This window comes from Mesorhizobium sp. YC-39 (assembly GCF_025753795.1).
Classification (GTDB): Bacteria; Pseudomonadota; Alphaproteobacteria; order Rhizobiales; family Rhizobiaceae; genus Mesorhizobium.
Map to the genome: position 1 here is coordinate 37,873 of NZ_JAOWPS010000006.1, position 20,230 is coordinate 58,102.

Annotated in this window: 17 protein-coding genes; 6 read left to right on the top strand and 11 right to left on the bottom strand. The window is 62.9% G+C overall.

Annotation, left to right across the window (positions count from 1 at the left end; translation table 11 throughout):
* Positions 1-10 precede the first annotated feature (10 nt).
* Together OHD62_RS29090 and OHD62_RS29095 are read left to right on the top strand one after the other, a co-directional pair.
* Positions 11-1,441 carry an FAD-binding oxidoreductase gene (locus OHD62_RS29090; protein WP_263790279.1) on the top strand — a complete coding sequence of 477 codons (1,431 nt, stop codon included), beginning with the start codon at positions 11-13 and terminating at the stop codon, positions 1,439-1,441.
* A gap of 183 nt (positions 1,442-1,624) precedes the next feature.
* The gene (locus tag OHD62_RS29095) at positions 1,625-2,194 is read left to right on the top strand and encodes a DUF6101 family protein (RefSeq protein WP_263790280.1); all 570 of its coding nucleotides are present in this window, start codon (positions 1,625-1,627) and stop codon (positions 2,192-2,194) included.
* 176 nt (positions 2,195-2,370) lie between these two features.
* Here the strand turns inward: OHD62_RS29095 and ubiA are convergent, their stop codons facing one another.
* Complete coding sequence (gene ubiA / locus OHD62_RS29100; protein WP_263790282.1) at positions 2,371-3,354, bottom strand: 4-hydroxybenzoate octaprenyltransferase; 984 nt, start codon at positions 3,352-3,354, stop codon at positions 2,371-2,373.
* 155 nt (positions 3,355-3,509) lie between these two features.
* Here ubiA and OHD62_RS29105 point away from each other — a divergent pair, with 155 nt between their 5' ends.
* Together OHD62_RS29105 and purD are read left to right on the top strand one after the other, a co-directional pair.
* The gene (locus OHD62_RS29105; protein WP_263790283.1) at positions 3,510-4,307 is read left to right on the top strand and encodes a phytanoyl-CoA dioxygenase family protein; all 798 of its coding nucleotides are present in this window, start codon (positions 3,510-3,512) and stop codon (positions 4,305-4,307) included.
* Positions 4,308-4,438: 131 nt separating this feature from the next.
* Positions 4,439-5,719 (top strand): phosphoribosylamine--glycine ligase, encoded by a 1,281-nt coding sequence (gene purD / locus OHD62_RS29110; RefSeq protein WP_263790285.1) that lies wholly within the window; start codon positions 4,439-4,441, stop codon positions 5,717-5,719.
* A 14-nt stretch (positions 5,720-5,733) separates the two neighbouring features.
* On the opposite strand, the gene OHD62_RS29115 is transcribed toward purD, so the two are convergent.
* The 6 genes from OHD62_RS29115 to OHD62_RS29140 form a co-directional block, all read right to left on the bottom strand.
* Positions 5,734-7,104 carry an alpha-glucosidase/alpha-galactosidase gene (locus tag OHD62_RS29115; protein ID WP_263790287.1) on the bottom strand — a complete coding sequence of 457 codons (1,371 nt, stop codon included), beginning with the start codon at positions 7,102-7,104 and terminating at the stop codon, positions 5,734-5,736.
* A gap of 19 nt (positions 7,105-7,123) precedes the next feature.
* Positions 7,124-8,791, bottom strand: a complete 1,668-nt coding sequence (locus OHD62_RS29120; RefSeq protein ID WP_263790289.1) for an ABC transporter ATP-binding protein — start codon at positions 8,789-8,791, stop codon at positions 7,124-7,126.
* Positions 8,792-8,801: 10 nt separating this feature from the next.
* Entirely contained in the window at positions 8,802-9,938 is a 1,137-nt protein-coding gene (locus tag OHD62_RS29125; protein ID WP_263790291.1) for an ABC transporter permease, read from the bottom strand.
* Positions 9,939-10,946: an ABC transporter permease gene (locus tag OHD62_RS29130; protein WP_263790293.1), complete on the bottom strand. Its 1,008-nt coding sequence runs from the start codon at positions 10,944-10,946 to the stop codon at positions 9,939-9,941.
* A 117-nt stretch (positions 10,947-11,063) separates the two neighbouring features.
* Entirely contained in the window at positions 11,064-13,145 is a 2,082-nt protein-coding gene (locus OHD62_RS29135; protein ID WP_263790294.1) for an ABC transporter substrate-binding protein, read from the bottom strand.
* A 107-nt stretch (positions 13,146-13,252) separates the two neighbouring features.
* Positions 13,253-14,719: an alpha-glucosidase/alpha-galactosidase gene (locus OHD62_RS29140; RefSeq protein WP_263790295.1), complete on the bottom strand. Its 1,467-nt coding sequence runs from the start codon at positions 14,717-14,719 to the stop codon at positions 13,253-13,255.
* Positions 14,720-14,932: 213 nt separating this feature from the next.
* Here OHD62_RS29140 and OHD62_RS29145 point away from each other — a divergent pair, with 213 nt between their 5' ends.
* Complete coding sequence (locus OHD62_RS29145) at positions 14,933-15,808, top strand: AraC family transcriptional regulator (RefSeq protein ID WP_263790296.1); 876 nt, start codon at positions 14,933-14,935, stop codon at positions 15,806-15,808.
* A 77-nt stretch (positions 15,809-15,885) separates the two neighbouring features.
* Here OHD62_RS29145 and OHD62_RS29150 read toward each other — a convergent pair whose 3' ends face one another.
* The 4 genes from OHD62_RS29150 to OHD62_RS29165 all read right to left on the bottom strand — a co-directional run bounded on the left by OHD62_RS29150 (position 15,886) and on the right by OHD62_RS29165 (position 18,282).
* The gene (locus tag OHD62_RS29150) at positions 15,886-16,992 is read right to left on the bottom strand and encodes a glycoside hydrolase family 25 protein (RefSeq protein WP_263790691.1); all 1,107 of its coding nucleotides are present in this window, start codon (positions 16,990-16,992) and stop codon (positions 15,886-15,888) included.
* A gap of 195 nt (positions 16,993-17,187) precedes the next feature.
* A complete protein-coding gene (locus tag OHD62_RS29155; protein ID WP_263790298.1) occupies positions 17,188-17,691 on the bottom strand; it encodes a GNAT family N-acetyltransferase in 504 nt (167 codons plus the stop codon).
* The gene (locus tag OHD62_RS29160) at positions 17,688-17,975 is read right to left on the bottom strand and encodes a DUF1778 domain-containing protein (protein WP_263790300.1); all 288 of its coding nucleotides are present in this window, start codon (positions 17,973-17,975) and stop codon (positions 17,688-17,690) included. The genes OHD62_RS29155 and OHD62_RS29160 overlap by 4 nt, the downstream gene beginning before the upstream one ends.
* Positions 17,976-18,054: 79 nt before the next feature.
* The gene (locus OHD62_RS29165) at positions 18,055-18,282 is read right to left on the bottom strand and encodes a hypothetical protein (protein ID WP_263790692.1); all 228 of its coding nucleotides are present in this window, start codon (positions 18,280-18,282) and stop codon (positions 18,055-18,057) included.
* 180 nt (positions 18,283-18,462) lie between these two features.
* Between OHD62_RS29165 and OHD62_RS29170 the strand changes: the two genes are divergently transcribed.
* Positions 18,463-20,229 (top strand): acyl-CoA dehydrogenase, encoded by a 1,767-nt coding sequence (locus tag OHD62_RS29170; protein ID WP_263790301.1) that lies wholly within the window; start codon positions 18,463-18,465, stop codon positions 20,227-20,229.
* The last annotated feature ends 1 nt before the right edge of the window (position 20,230 follow it).

Consider the following 20,230-nt stretch of genomic DNA (forward strand, 5'->3'; position numbering starts at 1 on the left):
GTTTCCACCCATGAACGACGTATCCCAAGACCTCGGCGCCGCCCTCATCGACCGCTTCGCGACAATCGTCGGCGACAAATATGCGCTTCGCGAGCAGCAGGATATCGCGCCTTTCCTCACCGAGCGGCGCGGCCTGTGGCATGGCAGAACGGCGCTGGTGCTGAGGCCCGGCAGCGTCGACGAGGTCAGCCGCATCATGCGGCTGGCGAGCGAGACCGGCACGCCGATCGTGCCGCAAAGCGGCAATACCGGGCTGGTCGGCGCTCAGGTGCCGGATGCTTCCGGCCGCGAGATCGTGCTGTCGCTGTCCAGGCTGAACCGCATCCGCGAGATCGATGTGCTGTCCAACACGGTCACCGTCGAGGCCGGCGTCATCCTGCAGACCTTGCAGGAGGCGGCCGATGCCGCCGATCGGCTGTTTCCGCTGTCGCTCGCCGCGCAGGGCTCCTGCCAGATCGGCGGTAATCTCTCCTCCAATGCCGGCGGCACCGGCGTGCTTGCCTATGGCAATGCGCGTGAGCTCTGTCTCGGCGTCGAAGTGGTGCTGCCGACCGGCGAGGTGTTCGACGATCTGCGCAAGTTGAAGAAGGACAACACCGGCTACGATCTGAAGAACCTGTTCGTCGGCGCGGAGGGTACGCTCGGTATCATCACCGCCGCCGTGCTCAAGCTTTTCCCGAAGCCGAAGGGGCGGGAGGTGGCTTTCGTCGGCATGTCCTCGCCCGAGGCCGCACTGTCCCTGTTTAGCCTGGCGATGGACCGCGCCGGCGCCGCGCTCACCGCCTTCGAACTGATCGGCCAGAGGCCCCACGATTTCACACTTGCGCATGCGCAGGGCGTGGTGCGGCCGCTGGCCGAGGATTGGCCGTGGTATGTGCTGATGCAGATATCATCGGGCCGTTCAGCCGAGGATGCGCGGGCGCTGATCGAGGAGGTATTGTCGGAAGGTCTCGAGCAGGAGATCATCGGTGATGCGGTGATTGCGGCAAGCATAGCGCAGGGCGACGCTTTCTGGAATTTCCGCGAGGTGCTGCCCGACCAGCAGAAGCCGGAGGGCGCCTCGATCAAGCACGACATCTCGGTGCCGGTGGCGTCCATCCCGTCATTCATCGAAAAGGCGGCCGGCGCCGTGCAATCGGTCAGTCCAGGCGCGCGCGTGGTCTGCTTCGGCCACATGGGCGACGGCAATTTGCACTACAATATTTCCCGGCCGGTCGACGGCGATGACGAGGCGTTTCTCGGCCTCTACCACACCATGAACAAAGCCGTGCACGATGTCGTGCGCAGCTTTCACGGCTCGATCTCGGCCGAGCACGGCATCGGCCAGTTGAAGCGCGACGAATTGATCGCGACGGCGCCGCCCATGGCCATCGAATTGATGCGCAGGGTGAAGGCGGCTTTCGACCCGGCCGGCATCATGAACCCCGGTAAGGTTATCTGATCCTTTCGTCGGCGTGAGCCCGGTGGCATTCCGATAACCATCCCTGCGATCAGCAAAATTTAACTGACTTTCTTAAGCGCCGCGGTAAGAAGCGCGCGCTAATGTTTCTCCACAACGAGGCTGGACAAACCGGCCCGGAGAGAACCGCAAGCCGGCTCTCAGGAGAGACAGGAAAGGCAATCTATGAACACCGGACTGAAGCCAGTCTGGGCCGGGTGCAACATGCGCCTCGACCCATTCCGCCTGCCGCAGGTGGCAAGCTACGCCACCCGCGACGACTATGGCGACGTTACCTTCACCATCGACCAGCGTGGCGCCGTCATTCGCCGCACGCTGGAGATGAGCGGCGTGCCGGCGATCATCGCTCTGCCCGCCAACGCGTTTCGCGGCGTGGCCGCCCGCGCGATGGAGGATCCGGATGGCAATGTCACGGTGACCCTGGAACTCCTGCACAATGATCCGATGCTGTCGGTGCCGCTGCTGGTGGCCGACGATCTCGACGATGTCGCCGCCGACTGGCGCGCCTGGGCCGACGCCTACCGCTTGCCGATGCTCTTGATCGAGGCCGACGGCGTTGCCCGCACGCTGGAAGAATCGCTTGGCGCCGCCATCAAGACGCTGCCGGCGCAGGACCGCCGCAAGGGCCGCATCTCGACCACGCGTCGCCCGCGTTTCCTCGCCCGCCGCAGGGCCGGCGATCTCGGCCTCAGGCTGGTCATCGGCGGCCAGGAAATCATCTCGCCCGACGAGTGATGTGGTCGCGCAAAATTGCGCAGCGTGACGCTTTAGGGTGTGTTGAGATTCAGGTCAGGCCGAGTCGAAAATGGTGGCTTCCGAGAACCGGAGCGGAGCGTACTTTTCGTACGTGAGCACCGGAAGCGCAGGAAGCCGCCATTTGCAGGCCGGCATCACCTGAATATCAACACGCCCTAAACCAGCGGCTTCAGCGCCACCCACACCGCGCCGCCGATCAGGCCGAGAAAAATCAGCCAGCCGACCTGGTTGTTCGACTGGAACAGTTTGAGGCACTGGTCCGGATCGTCGATGTCCAGCCTTGCTATCTGCCGCGCCATATGGGCGCCGGCGGCGATCAGCCCGGCCAGCGCCGGCACCGGCGCCTGCGCCGAGGCGAAGGCGATGGCGAAGCAGACCAGCGCGCCGCCATAAAGCCCCACGAGCCAGGCCTTGGTGTTCTCGCCGAACAGGCGCGCGGTCGAGCGCACGCCGACGATGGCGTCGTCCTCCTTGTCCTGATGCGCGTAGATCGTGTCATAGCCGATCACCCACAGGATCGAGCCGATATAGAGCATGACGGCAGGGCCATCGAGATCGCCGAATTCGACCGCCCAGCCCATCAGCGCGCCCCAGGAAAAGGCAAGGCCGAGAACCAGTTGCGGCCAGTTGGTGAATCGCTTCATGAATGGGTAGATGGCGACGATGACGAGCGAGACGATGCCGAGCGGGATGGCGAAGTCGTTGAACTGCAGGAGCACCGCCAGACCGACCAATGCCTGAATGGCGACGAACGCCCAGGCCTGCCGGCGTGTGACTTTTCCTGACGGCAGCGGCCGCGACCGCGTGCGTTCCACCTGGTTGTCGATGTTCTCGTCGACCAGGTCGTTGTAGGTGCAGCCGGCGCCTCGCATGGCGATGGCGCCGACCAGGAACAGCAGGAGATACCATGGCGCCGGCAGCAGCGTCAGCAGCGGGTCCGAGGGGCGGGGATAGGCGCTTGCGGCAAGGGCCGCCGACCACCAGCACGGCCACAGCAGCAACTGCCAGCCGATCGGCCGGTCCCACCTTGCAAGCTGCGCATAGGGCCAGATCCAGCGTGGCAGCACCCGATAGACCCAATGGCCGCTCGGCGCATCGGCGACGCGCCCCTGGGCTGCTTTCGATTGGATGTTTTCCATCCCGTTGAAGTGGCAGCAGCGGCGAAGGCCGTCAAGCGCTTGGCCGAATGGCCATGACGTGAAAATCCTGGACGGAAGCCGGCCCATCCTGTCGTGGTCGGTGTTTACCTGCCGGCCAGCGGCTGCGATAGTTGGCCATCCCGTAGGAGACCCCGATGGCTTCCCAGCATCAGATCGACGCCGAAACCATAGAAGACTATCAGCGCGATGGCGCCGTCTGCATCCGCGGCGCCTTCAAGGATTGGGTCGATACGATTGCCGCCGGCATCGAGCGCAACATCCAGAACCGCAGCGCCACCGCATCCGACATCGCCAATGGCCGCGGCAGTTTCTTCGACGACTATTGCAACTGGGAGCGCATTCCCGAATTTGTCGAGGTGGTACGAGAATCACCCGCGGCCGAACTGGCGGCGGCGGTGATGCAGTCGCGCACCGCGCAGTTCTTTCACGATCACGTTCTGGTCAAGGAACCTGGCACGCAGAAGCCGACGCCATGGCATCAGGACGTCCCCTATTACTTCGTCGACGGGCGGCAAACCGTGAGCTTCTGGATTCCGATCGATCCGGTCAAGGAAGCCACGTTGCGCGTCATCGCCGGCTCCCACAAATGGGACAGGATGATCCTGCCGGTGCGCTGGCTCGACGACAGCAATTTCTACGCCGCCGAGGGCGACTATCTGCCGGTGCCCGATCCCGACAAGGATCCCTCGCTGAAGGTTCTCGAATGGGAAATGGAACCGGGTGACGCCATCCTGTTCGACTTCAGGACCGCGCATGGCGCCCGCGGCAACATGACTGCGGCACGGCGCCGCGCGCTGTCGCTGCGCTGGGTTGGCGACGATGCGCGCTATGTCGAGCGGCCCGGCCGCACCTCTCCTCCTTACCCAGGCCACGACATGAAGCCCGGACAAAAACTGCGCGAGGATTGGTTCCCGGTCGTCTTTCGCAGCTGATCGCGCTGCGCTCACCGAAGATTGATGTCTGACGTTCCCGTGTGCAACCGCGCTCATGCTGCCCAAATGTCTTGACCAGTCGTGCGAGGCGCAATAGCGCAGTCCCTGTTGTGGAATGAAGGAACATGGGCATGCGCGTTTTGTTGATCGGCTCTGGTGGCCGCGAACATGCCCTGGCCTGGAAGATCGCGGCCTCGCCGCTCTTGACCAAGCTCTATGCCGCACCCGGCAATCCGGGCATTGGCCGCGACGCCGAGCTGGTCAAGCTCGACATTGCCGATCATGCCGCGGTCGCCGCCTTCTGCCAGGAGAAAAAAATCGATCTTGTCGTCGTCGGTCCGGAAGGGCCGCTGGTCGCCGGCATTGCCGATGATTTGCGCGCCGCGGGCATCCGCGTCTTCGGCCCGTCCAAGCGGGCGGCGCGGCTCGAAGGCTCGAAGGGCTTCACCAAGGACCTTTGCGCCAAGTACAACATCCCGACCGCTGCTTACGGCCGTTTCGCCGACCTCGCCTCGGCGAAAGCCTATGTCGAAAAAATGGGCGCGCCGATCGTCATCAAGGCCGATGGACTGGCGGCCGGCAAGGGCGTTACCGTCGCCATGACGCTGCCCGAAGCGCTGGCTGCGCTCGACGCCTGTTTCGATGGCTCCTTCGGGCAGGCCGGCGCGGAGGTGGTGGTCGAGGAATTCCTCGCCGGCGAGGAGGCGAGCTTCTTCTGCCTGTGCGACGGCGTCACCGCGCTGCCATTCGGCACCGCGCAGGACCACAAGCGCGTCGGTGACGGCGACACCGGCCCGAACACTGGCGGCATGGGCGCCTATTCGCCAGCGCCGGTGATGACACCGGAGATGACGGAGCGCACCATGCGCGAGATCATCGAGCCGACCATGCGCGGCATGGCCGAACTTGGCGCGCCGTTTTCAGGCATTCTGTTTGCCGGGCTGATGATATCGGACAAAGGGCCGAAGCTGATCGAATACAACACCCGTTTCGGCGATCCTGAATGCCAGGTGCTGATGATGCGGCTGAAGGACGATCTGCTGGTGCTGCTCAATGCTTCCGTCGACGGCCAGCTTGCGCACACCTCCATCCGCTGGCGCGACGATGCGGCCCTCACCGTGGTGATGGCGGCGAGAGGCTATCCCGGCACGCCGGAAAAAGGCTCGGTCATTCGTGGCGTCGACGAGGTGGCTAGCGATGGCGTCGAGATCTTCCATGCCGGCACCGCCATCAATGGCGGCGCGCTGGTCGCCAATGGCGGCCGCGTGCTCAACATCACGGCGCTTGGCGGGACGGTCGGCGAGGCGCAGAAGAAGGCCTATGCCACCCTTGACCGCGTCGATTGGCCACAAGGTTTTTGCCGCCGCGACATCGGCTGGCAGGCCGTTGCGCGCGAGAAAAGTGGCGCCTGATCCTTGTCCGGCGATCAGGCCGCCTGATTCTTACGGCCCGTTCTTGCCCAGGCCGGCAGCCAGTCGCCATGAGCGGCGAGCAGATCGTCGACCAGCGACCATATCTGGTCGAGGTCGAGCTCGGCGGCGGTGTGTGGGTCCATCATCGCCGCATGGTAGATGTGTTCGCGGTTTTCCGTCACCAGCGCCCGGACCGTCAGTTCCTGCACATTGATGTTGGTGCGGATCAGCGCCGTCAATTGCGGCGGCAGGTCGCCGATATAGGTCGGCTGGATGCCTGAGGCGTCGACGAGGCACGGCACCTCGGCCGCGCAATCCTGAGGCAGCGAGGTGATGCAGCCATTGTTGCGGACGTTGCCGTAGATCACCGAGGGCTCGCCGGTCCACACCGAATTCATGATCGAGGAGGCATATTCTTTCGACTCTTCGACCTCGATCCGCTCCGCCGAGCGGTAGGCCTCCGCCTGGCCCTTCCAGCGCTCGATCTGTTCGATGCAGCGTTTCGGATATTCGTCGAGCGGGATGCCGTATTTCTCGATCAGGTCGGGGCGGCCCTCCTTGATGAAATAGGGCGTGTATTCGGCGAAATGCTCGGAGCTTTCGGTGACGAAGAACCCCAGGCGCGTCAGCATCTCGTAGCGCACCTTGTTGGGGCAGCGCGGGTTCCAGCCGGGCTTTGGCGCGCGGCCTTCGCGGTAGGCGCGCACGAGATCGGGATAGAGGTCGCGGTAGGAACCGTCCGGCTGGCGATGCTCGAACTCCAAATAGAAGGCCATGTGGTTGATGCCGGCCGAGCGATAGCGGATCTCCTCGTAGGGAAGGTCGAGGTCGTGCGCCAGCTCCATCGCCGTTCCCTGCACCGAATGGCAGAGGCCGACCTGTCTGATGTCAGGATATTTCTCTGATATCGCCCAGGTGTTGATCGCCATCGGGTTGACATATTGCAGCATGATCGCCTGCGGGCAGACGGCGCGCATGTCCTCGCAGACCTTCCACAGATGCGGCACGGTCCTCAGGCCCCGCATGATGCCGCCGACGCCGAGCGTGTCGGCGATCGTCTGGCGCAGGCCGTATTTCTTCGGCACTTCAAAGTCGGTGACGGTGCACGGTTCGTAACCGCCGATCTGGAAGGCGACGACGACGAAATCGGCGCCCGCCAGCGCCTTGCGCTGGTCGGAATAGGTTTCGGCCTTGGCTTTCACGCCGAGCGTCGCGATCAGCTTGTTGACGACGACGGCGCTTTCTTCCAGCCGCTGCGGATTGACATCCATCAGCGCGATGGTCGCGCCCGCTAGCGACGGGCGCTGCAGCACGTCGCCGACGATGTTCTTCATGAACACCGTCGAGCCGGCGCCGATGAAAGTGATCTTGGGATTTCTTGCCACGCTAACCTCCGGCATATGTTCAGGCCACCTCGAATGCGGCCCTGACGAGCCGTTCGGTGTAGGCGGTCTTGGGATTGGTGAGGACCTCGTCGACGGGACCCTGTTCGACGATCTTGCCGTGCTGCATGACGATGACGCGATGGCACAGCGCGCGCACCACCTTGAGGTCGTGCGAGATGAAGAGGTAGCTCAGGCCGCGCTCGTCCTGCAGCTTGCGCAGCAGGTCGATGATCTGCGCCTGGACGGAGAGGTCGAGCGCCGATGTCGGCTCGTCGAGCAGGATGAATTCGGGCTCCAGCGCTATGGCGCGGGCGATCGCGATGCGCTGCCGCTGGCCGCCGGAGAATTCGTGCGGAAACCGCGACAGGATGTCGCCGGGCATGCCGGCGCTGACCAGCGCCTCGCGCACCCGCTCGATGCGTTCGCGCCGTGTCGCCCCGATCTTGTTGACGATCAGTCCTTCCTCGATGATCTGCCCGATCGTCATGCGCGGATTGAGCGACGAGAACGGATCCTGGAAGACGATCTGCATGCGCGAACGCAGCGGCCGCATCTCGGTCCGCGACAGGTCGTGGATCGGCTTGCCGTCGAAACGGATCTCGCCGCGTTTGGCGTCGATCAACCGCAGCAGGGTCTGGCCGAAAGTGGTCTTGCCCGAGCCGGATTCGCCGACCAGTCCCAGCGTCTCATGGCGGCGCAGGCTGAGGTCGAGGTCGTCGACGGCGACCAGTTCGCGCCAGTCCGGTTTGAGGAAGCTGCCATGGCGCAGCATGAAGCAGACGCGCACGCCGCTCGCCTCGAGAATGGTGCCGCAGCCCTCGGGCAGCGGTTTCGGTCGCCCGCGGGGCTCGGAAGCAAGCAGCCGCCTCGTATAGGGATGCTGCGGATCGGCAAAAAGCCGTTCGGTGACGTTGTGCTCGCACATTTCCCCATACTGCATGACATAGACATAATCGGAGAATTGGCGCACCACGGTGAGGTCGTGGGTGATCAGGATCACCGCCATGCGCAGCTCTTTCTGGAGATTGCGGATCAGGTTCAGGATCTGTGCCTGGACCGTGACGTCGAGCGCGGTCGTCGGCTCGTCGGCGATCAACACATCGGGATCGTTGGCCAACGCCATGGCGATCATCACCCGCTGGCGCTGTCCGCCCGAGAGCTGGTGCGGATATTGCTTGAGCCGCGCAACGGGGTCGGGAATCTGGACATGCTGCAAAAGTTCGAGCGCCCGCGCCCAGGCCTGCCTGCGGCTCACCTTGCGGTGCACTCTGATCGCCTCGACGATCTGGCTGCCGACCGTGTAGATCGGGTTGAGCGAGCTCATCGGCTCCTGGAAGATCATCGAGATACGGTTGCCGCGCAGCTTGCGCCGCGCGCTCTCGGGGAATTTCAGGATGTTCTGTCCATTGAATTCGACGCTCGACTTGGGCGACACCGTGGCCCGCCGGGACAGCAGCCCCATGACGGTGCGTGCCGTCACCGATTTGCCGGAACCGGATTCGCCGACGATGGCAATCGTCTCCCCGCGATAGAGCTGGAACGAGACGTCCTTGACCGCTTCGACGACGCCGTGCTCGACCTTGAAGGCGACCTCGATATTGCGGGCGTCGATGACGGGTTGATCCTGGCGCCCGTCATGGTCGCAGCGGACGGCTGGTGCGAAAGGTTCGGCAAGTACAACGGTCATCTCTGCCACCTCAATAGGGGTCGACGGCATCGCGCAGACCGTCGCCGAGTGCGTTGAAGGCAAAGACGGTGACGAGCACGAAACCGACCGGTGACAGGATCCAGGGATAGGTGCCGATGACCGAATAGGTCGCGGTGTCCTGCAGCATGAGGCCCCACGAGATCAGCGGCGGCTTGACGGCGAAGCCGAGGAAACCGAGGAAGGATTCCAAGAGCACCACCGTCGGGATCGCCAGCGTCACGGCGACGATCACATGGCTCATCACATTGGGGAAGATGTGCTGCATGATGATGCGCCGATCAGTGGCGCCGACCGCCATGGCAGCGCGCACATACTCGATCTGCGCCAGCGCCAGCGTCTTGCCGCGCACCTCGCGCGACATCTGCGCCCAGCCCAGCGCCGACATGACGATAATGACGAAGGCAAGGAAGACGTTGGTCGGCGCGGTGACCGGGATCAGTGTCGTCAGCGCCAGATAGAGCGGCAGTTGCGGGAAGGCGAGCACCAGTTCGACGAAGCGCTGCATCCAGACATCGAACCTGCCGCCGAAATAGCCGGAGACCATGCCGACGGTGGTGCCGATGACGGTGATGATGAAGACGACCGTCAGCGCGATCATCAGCGAGACGCGCGAGCCCTGGATGGCGCGCGACAGCACGTCGCGGCCGAACTTGTCGGTGCCGAGGAAATGCACCGGCTCGCCGTCCAACGAGCCGAACAAATGCCGGTTCGCCGGAATGAGCCCGAGCAGCTTGTAGGGCGCACCCTCGACGAAGAATCCAAGCAGCCGCGGATGGTCGTAGTCGGCGCCGACAATGGGCTGGAAAGTGACCGGATCGAGATCGGCGGAGTCGGCCAGCGCGTAGACCCTCGGCCGCGCGACGAAATTGCCGTCCCTGTCGTGAAAGCTCGGCATTTGCGGCGGCGCGAAGCCGACATCGGTCGCCTTCGGGTCCATCGGTGCCAGGAACTCGGCGAACACCGTCATCACCAGCAGGAGCACGACCAGGCAAAGCCCGGCCATGCCGGTCCACGAGCGCTTCAGCCGGCGCCAGACAAGCGCGATGTAGCGCTCATTACCGCGCTGTGGCTTGGTCACGGTTCCCTCGACCGGCAGCGGCGGCAGCGGTGTGTCGCGGGCCAGCATCTACTTCTCCCCGAACTGGCGCACGCGCGGATCGAGCAGCACGAGCAGCATATCGGCGATGATGTTGCCGACGATCAGCGTCGCCGACAGCACCATCATGAAGGTGGCGGTGACATTGACGTCGCCGACCGCCATCGAGCCGACGATGGCCGGGCCGACGGTCGGCAACGCGAAGATGATCGCCGTCTCGATCTCGCCGGTGAGCATATAGGGCAGCACCACGCCCTGATACATGACCAGCGGGTGCAGCGCGTTGGGCACGGCGTGGCGCATGACGACGGCGCTGCCGGTCAGGCCCTTGGCCTTCGCCGTTTCGACATATTGCGCGTTCAGCGTGTCGAGCAGATTGCCGCGCATGACGCGCATATTGTAGGCGAGCCCGCCAAAGGTCGCGATCGCCACGACCGGCCAGACATGCTTGACCAGGTCGACGAACTTGGCCCACGACCATGGCGCACCGCCATATTGCGGCGAGAAGAAAGAGCCGATCTCCGAGACGTTGAACTGGAAGACCAGGAGGTAAACGATGATCAGCGCCATCAGGAAGCGCGGCACCGTCATACCGAGGAAGGAAATGGCCGACAGCGTCGAGTCGATCCAGGAATATTGCCGGGTCGCCGCCCATATGCCGAAGGTGATGCCGAGGACCGAGGCGAGCAGATGGCAAACCAGCGCCAGAAGCAGCGTGCGCGGCAGACGCTCTCCCACCACATCGGCCACCGGCTTGTTGTAATAGAGGCTGTAGCCGAAATCGCCGCGGGTGATGATGCCGCCGATCCAGTTGAGATACTGGACGGGAAGCGGCTTATCGAGACCATGCTCTATCCGATAGGCCTTGGCCTGCGCGTCGGCCTCGGCGAATGAGGCTCCGCCCTGATTGATCAGCTGCGAGCGGATATAGTCGGCGTAATCGCCCGGTGGCGCCTGGATGATGGCGAAGGTGACCAGGCTCAAAATGGCGAGGACCGGGATCGCCGACGCTATGCGCGTGAGCAGGAATCGCAACATCGGCCGGTCTGCTTCCTTGTCTCGCCGGTCGCTCCCGTTGAGGGGCGTTCGGAGGTTTGGTTTTGTCCCGGCCGCGCCGCGGCGCGGCCGGGTCTCTCTTGGTCAGGGGAGGTAACCTTACATTGGACCCTTGTCTCCGGGTTTACCGGGAAGCTCTTCCGGGAAGAGCTCATATTTGGCCTGTTTGTCGGCCGTCACAAAGATCCGTTCGCGGACGATCGAATCCTCGGCCCAGTTGAACATGAAGATCGGCGTGCCCTGCGGAATGTTCGAGAAGCGCTTGTTGATAATCAGCGCGCCGGGATATTCCGTCAGGCCGACATTATAGACGTGCTCGGTCGAGATCTTCTGGAACTTCTTCATTAGGTCGGCACGCTGGTCGTTGTCCTGCGTCGTAACGAATTTGTTGACGATGTCGACGAGATCCTTCTCGAACGGCATCAGGTCGACTTCGCCGCTTTCCGGCGCGCGATGGTTCCAGCTGGTCTTCGGACCGACGGGAGCGAGCTGCTCGGTGTTCTGCACCACGGAGGTCAGCTCAGTCTCGTTGCGCCGGATCAGCCAATCGAAGCGGCCGGAATATTGCGTGAGGTCGCGCTGGGTGCCATTGAGCCCGTTGAGCACGACCCTTAAGCCCAGCTTCTCCATTTGCGCGACGACGCCTTCGGCGAGGCTCTTGTCCGTGCCGTAGTCGTTGTTGACCAGCATCACGATCTCGACGTTCTTGCCGCCGGCGGTACCGGCCGGGAAATTGACGAAACCGTCGCCATCCGTGTCCTTGAGACCGGCTTTGGCAAGCTCGGCCGTGGCGCCTTCGAGGTCGAAGGGATAGTAGACGGTCGATTTGCGGTCGTAGAAGCTTGTGCCCGACGAAAAGCCGCCGGGATAGATGGCGGTGAACGGTCCCTTGACCAGGGAATCGCCCAGCGCCTTGCGGTCGAGCGCCATGGTGATGGCCTTGCGGAAGTCCTCGTTGCGGTTTAGTTCGCGCAGCGCCTGTCCGCGCTCGTCCGGATTGCCCCAGCCATTGGCGGAAAAGTTCATGCGCAGATTGTAGCCGATGAGGCGCGGCCCGAAGGCAAGGCGCGCCGGAGCGTTCGGGTCAGCCGCGCGCTTCAGCGAAGCGACGAAGTTTTCTGGCTGCTCCAGGTTGGAAAAGTCGGCGGAGCCGGCGACCGCCTGGACGTCGCGGTCGGCCCAGGTCGAGAGCTTGTACTGCAACTCGTTGAGATAGGGCAGCTGGTTGCCCTTCTCGTCGACCTTCCAATAATAGGGATTGCGGCGCAAGACGATGATGTCGTCTGGCCGGTATTCGACCGGCACCCAGGCACCCATCACCGGCATGTTCATGAAATCAGGCGGGAAGGCGTTCTTGAACTGGTCGTAGGTGTTCTTCGAATATTTCGGATGCTGCGGCTTCAATATATGCGAGGGGCCTGGGCAGAAGGTGCCGTAGGCCATCGCATAGAGATACTGCCGCGGAAACGCATCCTTGAACGTCCACTCGACGGTGTAGTCGTCGATCTTCTTCAGCGTCGTGCCGACGCCAAAAGTCTCCTGCGTCGCACCGTTGAGCGGCGAGACGCTCGGGTCGACCACCTCGTTGTCCCAGTAGAACATGACATCGTCGGCGTTGAACGGCACGCCATCCGACCATTTTGCGCCTTCGACCAGATGCATGGTCAGCTTGTGGCCGTCCGCCGACCAGTCCCAGCTCCTGGCGAGGTTGGGCAGCGGCTCGGTGTCCTTGGCCTCGACCTGGAACAACGGCGCCGTACGCGTCAGGCATTCGGAAAGGCCGATGTCGATACCGCCCCAGCCTTGCGTCTGGCCGGCGCCGTAGTTCCAGCCCTCCGGCCGGCCGCCGATGACGTGGCGCATCGTGTCACCGTAGACGCCGATGCCGTCAGGCATGTTGCCCGTCTTGAAGACCAGCGGCTCCTTCGGCAACCTGTCCTTCACCGGCGGCAGCTTGCCGGTCTTGACGTATTTCTCGGTGACCCAGTCCGGCTCGTGATATTGCGGCAGCGCCTTGAACTCCAGGATGGAGTCGCGCGCCACGTAATTGATCTTGCCCTCGGCCGGGAACGTTGCCGGCTCCGGCGGGACCGTCGGTTCGGAAGCGAGTGCGTTGAGTGCCGGCACGGAGACGCTCAGCGCCAGTCCGGCCGCAATGCCTATGTTGCGTAAATTTCTCATGGTCTCCTCCCAAATGTTTCGAAGTCTTTGCTGCTGCTCCGCGTCTCCTTGAAGCAGGACGGTGCATCGCGGCGGGCCTCCTCGTGGATCGTTCCGCGCCTGAGGTGTCAGCCGGCCTGCTTCAGCGCGGCCTTCTCGGCGCGCAATTCCTCGATCGAGCGAACATTGCGCCGTGCCGCGCCGGCCCATTCGCGGGTCTTTACCTCTGATTTCGAAAGCCGCTCCCTGGCGGCCGGAACCGCATGGGCATATTGCGGCAGCCAGCCGGCCTGGGCGACAACCATCTCATCCACCATCTGCCAGACCTCTTCCGGCGTCGAAACCGCACCAACCAGCGGGTCATGCAGCACGGCAAGCTTCAAGAGATCGATATCGCCTGAAATCGCGGCATGAACCGACATGCGCTGGACATTGATCGAAGATATACAGGTGGCGGCGCAGGCTTCCGGCAGCGTGATGCCGGCGGCCATGTTGATGCCGAAACGGTCGACGAAGCCGGGCGACTCGATAATGGCGTCCTGCGGCAGATTGGTGATCACCCTCTTGTTCCTGACGTTGAAATGGCCGCGATAGACGCGGTTGGTCTCCAGCGCTTCCAGTATGTGGCTGGCATGTTCGTTGGAGCGCTTGGACGCGTCGATCGGCTTTGACGCCGCTTCGAGGAATTGCGGATATTCCGTCTCGAACCAGTTGCGGGTCTCGGTCGAATAGCGGAGATAGCCGCCGGTCTCGCCATGGATCCAGTCGGACATGTCGATCCAGCGCGTGATTTCGTCCGGCCGCTTGCGGTACCAGGGCAGGTACTCGGAAAGGTGGCCGTTGCTTTCGGTCGAATAGACGCCGAAGCGCTTCAGCACGTCGATGCGCAGCTTCTCCTGCCTGGAATAGACCGGGTGCGCCTCGAAGGCGGCAATCAGTTCGTCCTTGCCGATGCGACGGCCGTTCAGGCGCAGATCGATGAACCAGGTCTGATGATTGATGCCGGAACAGACATAGTCGAGTTCCCTAGGTGATTTGGCGCCCAGCACCTCGGCGATCTGTTCCGCGCCATGCTGGACGCCGTGGCACAGCCCGACCGTGTCGACCTTGCCATACTCGATCGCCGCCCAGGTGTTCATCGCCATCGGGTTGGCATAGTTGAGGAATTTCGCGTTCGTCTCGGCGACCTCTCTTATGTCCCTGCAGAAATCCAGGATCACCGGGATGTTGCGTTGGCCATAGAGAATGCCGCCGGCGCAGATCGTGTCGCCGACGCATTGGTCGATGCCGTATTTCAGGGGAATGCGGATGTCGTCGGCATAGGCTTCGAGGCCGCCGACCCTGACACAGCTGATGATGTAGCGCGCGCCCTCGATCGCCTGGCGGCGGTCGGTGGTCGCCGTCACTTTTGCCGGCAATTTGTTCGCCTCGACGATCCTGTCGAGGATCGCCTTGATCATCTGCAGATTATGCTCGCTGACGTCGGTCAGCGCGAATTCAATATCCCTAAACTCCGGCACGCACAAAATGTCGGTGAACAGTTTTTTGGTGAATCCGACGCTGCCGGCGCCGATAATAGCGATTTTGAAACTCATCACCTTCACCTCGATCCAATCGAATGCTAGGCAAGGAGCAACAAGGGAGGACAAGGCCACGCGCCACGGCGCGCATGCCATTCAAGCCGGAATCCGGCTTCTTTTCCTCCCCGCCCGCTCCTCGACCGCGGGTCTTTCGCGTTCTCTGGGGAGGGATTATGCGCTTATTCACAAGCGCGAACAGAGAAGGATTGTGCTTTCAGGGGTAATTTTGTGCTGCAGGATCTGATCACCAACGGACCATCGATGCGGACGATCTCGCTGCCGCGCGGCCGCCAGCGCCTGCATGCCATGCCGACAAGCACGGGCTACGAAGTGCGTGAGGACGAAACCTACGACTGGGACGGGCGAAGGCGCGGCCAGACGCCGTTCACCGTGCTGCAGCACACGATCAGCGGAACCGGCCAGTTGCGCTACGAGAACCGCAACTACCGCCTGCAGAAGAACGACACGCTGCTGGTGCTGGTGCCGCACAACCACCGCTACTGGCTGGCCAAGGACGAGCGCTGGGAATATTTCTGGATCTCGATGAACGGCGAGGAGGCGCTGCGCATCCACAAATCGATCCTCGGCGTCTCCGGTCCGGTGTTTCGGCTGCAGCCGGCGACCATCGATCATCTAGCCGATTGCAGCCTGCGTCTTATCAAGGGGGCCGCCTCGCCGGGTGCTGCTTCCGCTGTCGCTTATGAGGCGGCGATGGCGCTCTACGATGATGTTTTCGGCTCACATGCCTTTGCCGAAAAACAGAGCGCCATGCAGCCGGTCATCGACCACATCAACGCCAATCTCGATAAGGCCTTGCCGGTGGCCGAGCTCGTCCAGATCAGCGGTCTCAGCCGCGCCCATTTCTCGCGCTGTTTCGCCGACAGCGAAGGCATCCCGCCGGCAGAGTTTGTGTTGCAGCAGCGTTTGCAGCGCGCGGCGAAGTTGCTGACAAAGGCGGATTTCCTGCCAGTGAAGGAAGTCGCCATCATGTGCGGCTTCGAGGATGCGAATTACTTTTCCAAGGTCTTTCGCCGCTGCTACGGCATTACGCCCAGCCAGTTCCGCACCACCGGCATGTATGCCAGCATGGGGAGCCGCCGGTGATCAGGTGGGCGCTTCAATGCATGTCGCGCAAAGTGTGCAGCGGTTTTGCGATAACGACATGCATAAAAACAAGAATTCTAGCGCAGACCGCGATCGGACTCGGTCGAGGCGGTACTGACCGTATCGCTTGTGACAGGCGCGGCCTCAAAGGCTGATGCGGCGCGCTTTTCTTTCCGCGTCCAGGTCACATATTCGGCAATCCCGCGCGGCAGGCGCGGCGCCGCCGTCACCGCAGGCATCTGAAAACCGTTGCGGAATTTGGCCCAACGCGCGCTGAACACCGCAACCATCTCGTTGAAAGTCGGTGGCGTCGCCACGGTGGCGTAGGTGATGGTGACATTGCCGGCGAGTGCGGCTTCGCGCGAAAGCGGCAGCGGTATCGAGGCGAGGTAGTCCAACTGCATGTCGATCAGGCCACCAAAAGGCCATTGCGCGCGCAGTGTCGCGGCATCCGCCGGCGCGACATTGACGTCGATGTCTGTGGGCGTGCCGGCGACCCGGTAGGGGCAGCGAAAGCGGCCGCAATTCGCTTTCGCCGAAAACTGCCACAGCGCGTAGCCTTGCCAGTTGCCCATCGGAAAGTGCACCCCGATGTCAGGCTTGTAGCGCGCATACCAGAGCGGCAGCCGCGACAGCAGCCGGTATTTATATCTGTTGTCGGCAATGTGCCCGGCGGTGCTGCCGTTGGTGTAGAGCACCGGGAAGCGGCCGATCCGCCGATGCACCTGGCGCACGAATTCCTCAGCATCCTCGAGCGACATCCATTGCGTGGGATCGTCATCCTCGATGTCGAGGGCAAGCAGGTCGTCAGGGTCGGGTTGGGCGAAATCGATGAAATTATTGGCCTGTCCGACCGGATTGCCGGGCCGGGCAAGGTGATAGGCGCCCCATTTGAGGCCGAGCGCCTTGGCCACCACCTTGCGCGTCTGGAACAACTCACGCGCCACCGCATAGCGCCTCCACAGCGTCTTGCAGAGCCGTGCCTCGGTCTCGTCGCCGAAACAGAAATAGGGTGGCGGCATCCCATCGGACGCCTTGTTGATGAAGCCCACGATCCGCTTGTCGGTGGCAAGCTGGCCCCAGTCGATGGGATTGTATTCATAGGCGTCGATGACCAGCGCCCGGTCGGCGTCCTTCCACGGCTCGGAGAAGTCCGAGGCCTTTGCCGCCGGCGTCAGCGCCATCGCAGCGGCGACAGCGAGGACTGCTGAGCGGCGAAGTGGGCGCGCCGGCTTTTTCAAACAGGGAACCCCCGCTGACCAGACACCGATCCTGAACCGCCATGGTTAAGGAAAAGCTTCGGATCCGCAAGAGGCTGAGTTGGGGTTGGCGAAACGATCATTGTGATACCTTTGAGAGCAAAGCGACGAGCATGATTGTCAGTCAAATAGCTTCAATGCAGTTGCTATGGGCAGGAACAGTGAAAGCGGGCGGCTCTGAAATGGGGTAAAGCCATGCTTGCGATAGAAAGCGACCGCCTGGTCATCCTTGGCATCGACAATCAACGCGAAGGATGCAGGAGCAGCACTAATGCTGCGTCGTAGCGCATCCACGATCAGCGCCGACCCGATCCGCTGCCCTTGGTATCGGGTATCGACCGCCAGCCTGCCGATCAATATGGCGGGCAGGATCGGATAATGCGGCAGGCGTTTTGCCTGGTCTTCAGGCAAGGACGCGACCGGTATGCTCGACGCCGCCAAAGTGTAGTACCCGGCAATGGCGCCTGCATTGCGATCCACGGCAACAAAGCAATTGCCGACTCGGCGTTTGACATCCTGGCTGGCTTGTTCCCGGATGTAGCGGTCGAGCGCCAACACCCCGCAGTTGAACGCCTTGCGATCATGCGAGCCGTCGAGCGGTTCGATGATGAGGGCGAAATTCAACGCGACTCGACGACAAGCCGTTTGTGAGCGTCGGCGGCTTTGCGCAGCGCGTCATTGGGCTCGGGCGGATTGAGAATCGCCTCCATCATGGCGCGCTGATCCTCGATGGAAATACGCAAAATGGCGGTATTCTCGATAGTGCGCTGCGCCGCCTCTTGAGCGGCTGCGACCACGAAGTCACTGACACTGCGGCCTTGGATTTCGGCGGCACGTTTCACCACGTTCAGCATATCCGGCGAAATACGAGCTTCGAGACGGGCGGTACGGGTTTGTTGGTTTGGCATCACAGTCACCTCTGATGCGGATATGTACGGTATATAGCCGTACATATCAAGAGGCCTCGGTATGGCCGCCGGTCGGCGATCAACGGCGCGAGAGCGGCTGGATTTCGAACGGGTCGGGCGCTGGCGCCTGCGGCAGTGTGCCCTCGGCCGCGCGCTTGCGGTGATGGGCCAGCGACCATTGCGGCGAACACAGGATGCCGCGATCCGACCAATAGGCGGCGCCGTTCTCGATATTGCCCTTATGGTAGGCAAAACCGGTCGCCCGATAGGGCAGGCCGCAGTCTGGCCAGTATGGCGGGCTTCCGATCCAGGGGCATGCGCCGGATCCAGCTTTGGCGAATTTAACCTGCGCCGCGGCATTTGCAAAATCCGCGTGACAAAATTTGACGTTTACGTAAAAAGAAGATGGAGGGGCGACCCAAAGACCGATGGTTTTGCGTCGCCAGCAGACTTAGGTTGATCCGCCAGTTTGAGGAGGACAAGCGGCATGTATCGGGCACCGGTCGAGGATATCGCCTTCACGTTGAAGCACGTCGCTGGCCTGAAGCCGGCGCTCGACGCAGGCACCTTTGGCGAGCTCGGCGAGGACCTGGTCGATGCCATTCTGGCGGAAGCCGGCCGCTTTGCCAGCGAGGAGGTGGCGCCGCTCTACAAGATCGGTGACGAACAAGGTGCTGTGCTGAAGGATGCGACCGTCACCACGCCGCCCGGCTGGAAGGCGCTTTATCGCCGCTGGATCGATGGCGGCTGGAACGCGCTGTCCGCCTCAGAAGAATTTGGTGGCCAGGGCCTGCCGACCATGCTCGGCGTTGCCGCGCTCGAAATGTGGAACTCAGCCGCCATGGCCTTCGGCATCGCTCCGACGCTGACCATGGGCGCGGTCGAAGCGCTCGATAAGCATGCTTCGCCGGCGCTGAAGGCGACATATCTCGAAAAGCTCGTCTCCGGCGAATGGATGGGCACGATGAACCTGACCGAGCCGCAGGCGGGCTCGGATCTCGCCGCGCTGCGCGCCCGCGCCGAACCGGCCGGCGACGGCACCTACCGCATCTTCGGCCAGAAGATTTTCATCACCTATGGCGAGCACGACTTCACCGACAACATCGTCCATCTGGTGCTGGCGCGGCTGCCCGACGCGCCGGCCGGTACGCGCGGCATTTCGCTGTTCCTGGTGCCGAAATTCTTGGTTGGCGACGATGGCACGCTCGGCGTGCGCAACGACGTCTTCTGCTCCGGGCTGGAACACAAGCTGGGTATCCACGCTTCGCCCACCTGCACCATGATCTATGGCGATGGTTTCGAAGGGGCCTCGCCTGGCGCGATCGGCTGGCTGATCGGCGAGGAGAACAAGGGCCTCGCCTGCATGTTCACCATGATGAACAATGCCCGCCTTGCCGTCGGCATGCAGGGCGTCGCGGTCGCTGAGATGGCTACGCAGAAGGCGATCGCCTATGCCAATGAACGCCGGCAAGGCAAGGCTGCGACCTATGACGGGCCTGGCATGGCGCCGATCGTTCATCACCCCGACGTGCAGCGCAATCTCTTGACCATGAAGGCGCTGACGCAGATTGCGCGAGCCATCAGCTATTCCTGCGCGCATGCCATCGATTGCGCACGCGTCTCGGACGGCGACGCTGCGCATTGGCGCGACCGCGCCAATCTTTTGACACCGCTGGCCAAGGCCTTCTCCACGGATGTCGGCGTCGAGGTTGCCTCGCTTGGGCTGCAGGTGCATGGCGGTATGGGTTTCATTGAGGAGACGGGCGCGGCGGCGCTCTATCGCGACGCGCGCATCGCACCGATCTATGAAGGCACCAATGGCATCCAGGCGATCGACCTGGTGGCGCGCAAGCTGCCGCTTGGCGGCGGCGAGCACGTGCATGGCTACATCGCCGAACTGGCGGCGATGGCCAATGCCGTTCGGACGTCGAACCTCAAGGGGTTTGGCCGCACGGCGGATATCCTCGACCAGGCTCTGGACGACCTCACTGAAGCGACGCGCTTCCTGCAAAAGCTGCTCGCCGACGGTCGTTCGGACGCCGCACTGGCCGGCGCCACGCCTTATCTCAAACTGTTCTCGCTTACCGCCGGCGGCGCCTATCTGGCGCGCGGCGGGCTTGCCGACCAAAGCCGCGTGCCGCTGTGCCGCTTCTTTGCCGAAAACCTGCTTGGCGAGGTGCGCGCGCTGAAGGAGCGTGTCATTGGCGGCGCCGACAGCCTTGCCGACGCCGGCAAGGCACTGATTTCCGTCTGAA

What these genes read in the sequence shown, in the direction of transcription:
- OHD62_RS29090 (WP_263790279.1), top strand. Translation starts at nt 11, where the DNA reads ATGAACGACGTATCCCAAGACCTCGGCGCCGCCCTCATCGACCGCTTC.
- OHD62_RS29095 (WP_263790280.1), top strand. Translation starts at nt 1,625, where the DNA reads ATGAACACCGGACTGAAGCCAGTCTGGGCCGGGTGCAACATGCGCCTC.
- ubiA (WP_263790282.1), bottom strand. Translation starts at nt 3,354, where the DNA reads ATGGAAAACATCCAATCGAAAGCAGCCCAGGGGCGCGTCGCCGATGCG.
- OHD62_RS29105 (WP_263790283.1), top strand. Translation starts at nt 3,510, where the DNA reads ATGGCTTCCCAGCATCAGATCGACGCCGAAACCATAGAAGACTATCAG.
- purD (WP_263790285.1), top strand. Translation starts at nt 4,439, where the DNA reads ATGCGCGTTTTGTTGATCGGCTCTGGTGGCCGCGAACATGCCCTGGCC.
- OHD62_RS29120 (WP_263790289.1), bottom strand. Translation starts at nt 8,791, where the DNA reads ATGACCGTTGTACTTGCCGAACCTTTCGCACCAGCCGTCCGCTGCGAC.
- OHD62_RS29125 (WP_263790291.1), bottom strand. Translation starts at nt 9,938, where the DNA reads ATGCTGGCCCGCGACACACCGCTGCCGCCGCTGCCGGTCGAGGGAACC.
- OHD62_RS29130 (WP_263790293.1), bottom strand. Translation starts at nt 10,946, where the DNA reads ATGTTGCGATTCCTGCTCACGCGCATAGCGTCGGCGATCCCGGTCCTC.
- OHD62_RS29135 (WP_263790294.1), bottom strand. Translation starts at nt 13,145, where the DNA reads ATGAGAAATTTACGCAACATAGGCATTGCGGCCGGACTGGCGCTGAGC.
- OHD62_RS29140 (WP_263790295.1), bottom strand. Translation starts at nt 14,719, where the DNA reads ATGAGTTTCAAAATCGCTATTATCGGCGCCGGCAGCGTCGGATTCACC.
- OHD62_RS29150 (WP_263790691.1), bottom strand. Translation starts at nt 16,992, where the DNA reads ATGGCGCTGACGCCGGCGGCAAAGGCCTCGGACTTCTCCGAGCCGTGG.
- OHD62_RS29160 (WP_263790300.1), bottom strand. Translation starts at nt 17,975, where the DNA reads ATGCCAAACCAACAAACCCGTACCGCCCGTCTCGAAGCTCGTATTTCG.
- OHD62_RS29170 (WP_263790301.1), top strand. Translation starts at nt 18,463, where the DNA reads ATGTATCGGGCACCGGTCGAGGATATCGCCTTCACGTTGAAGCACGTC.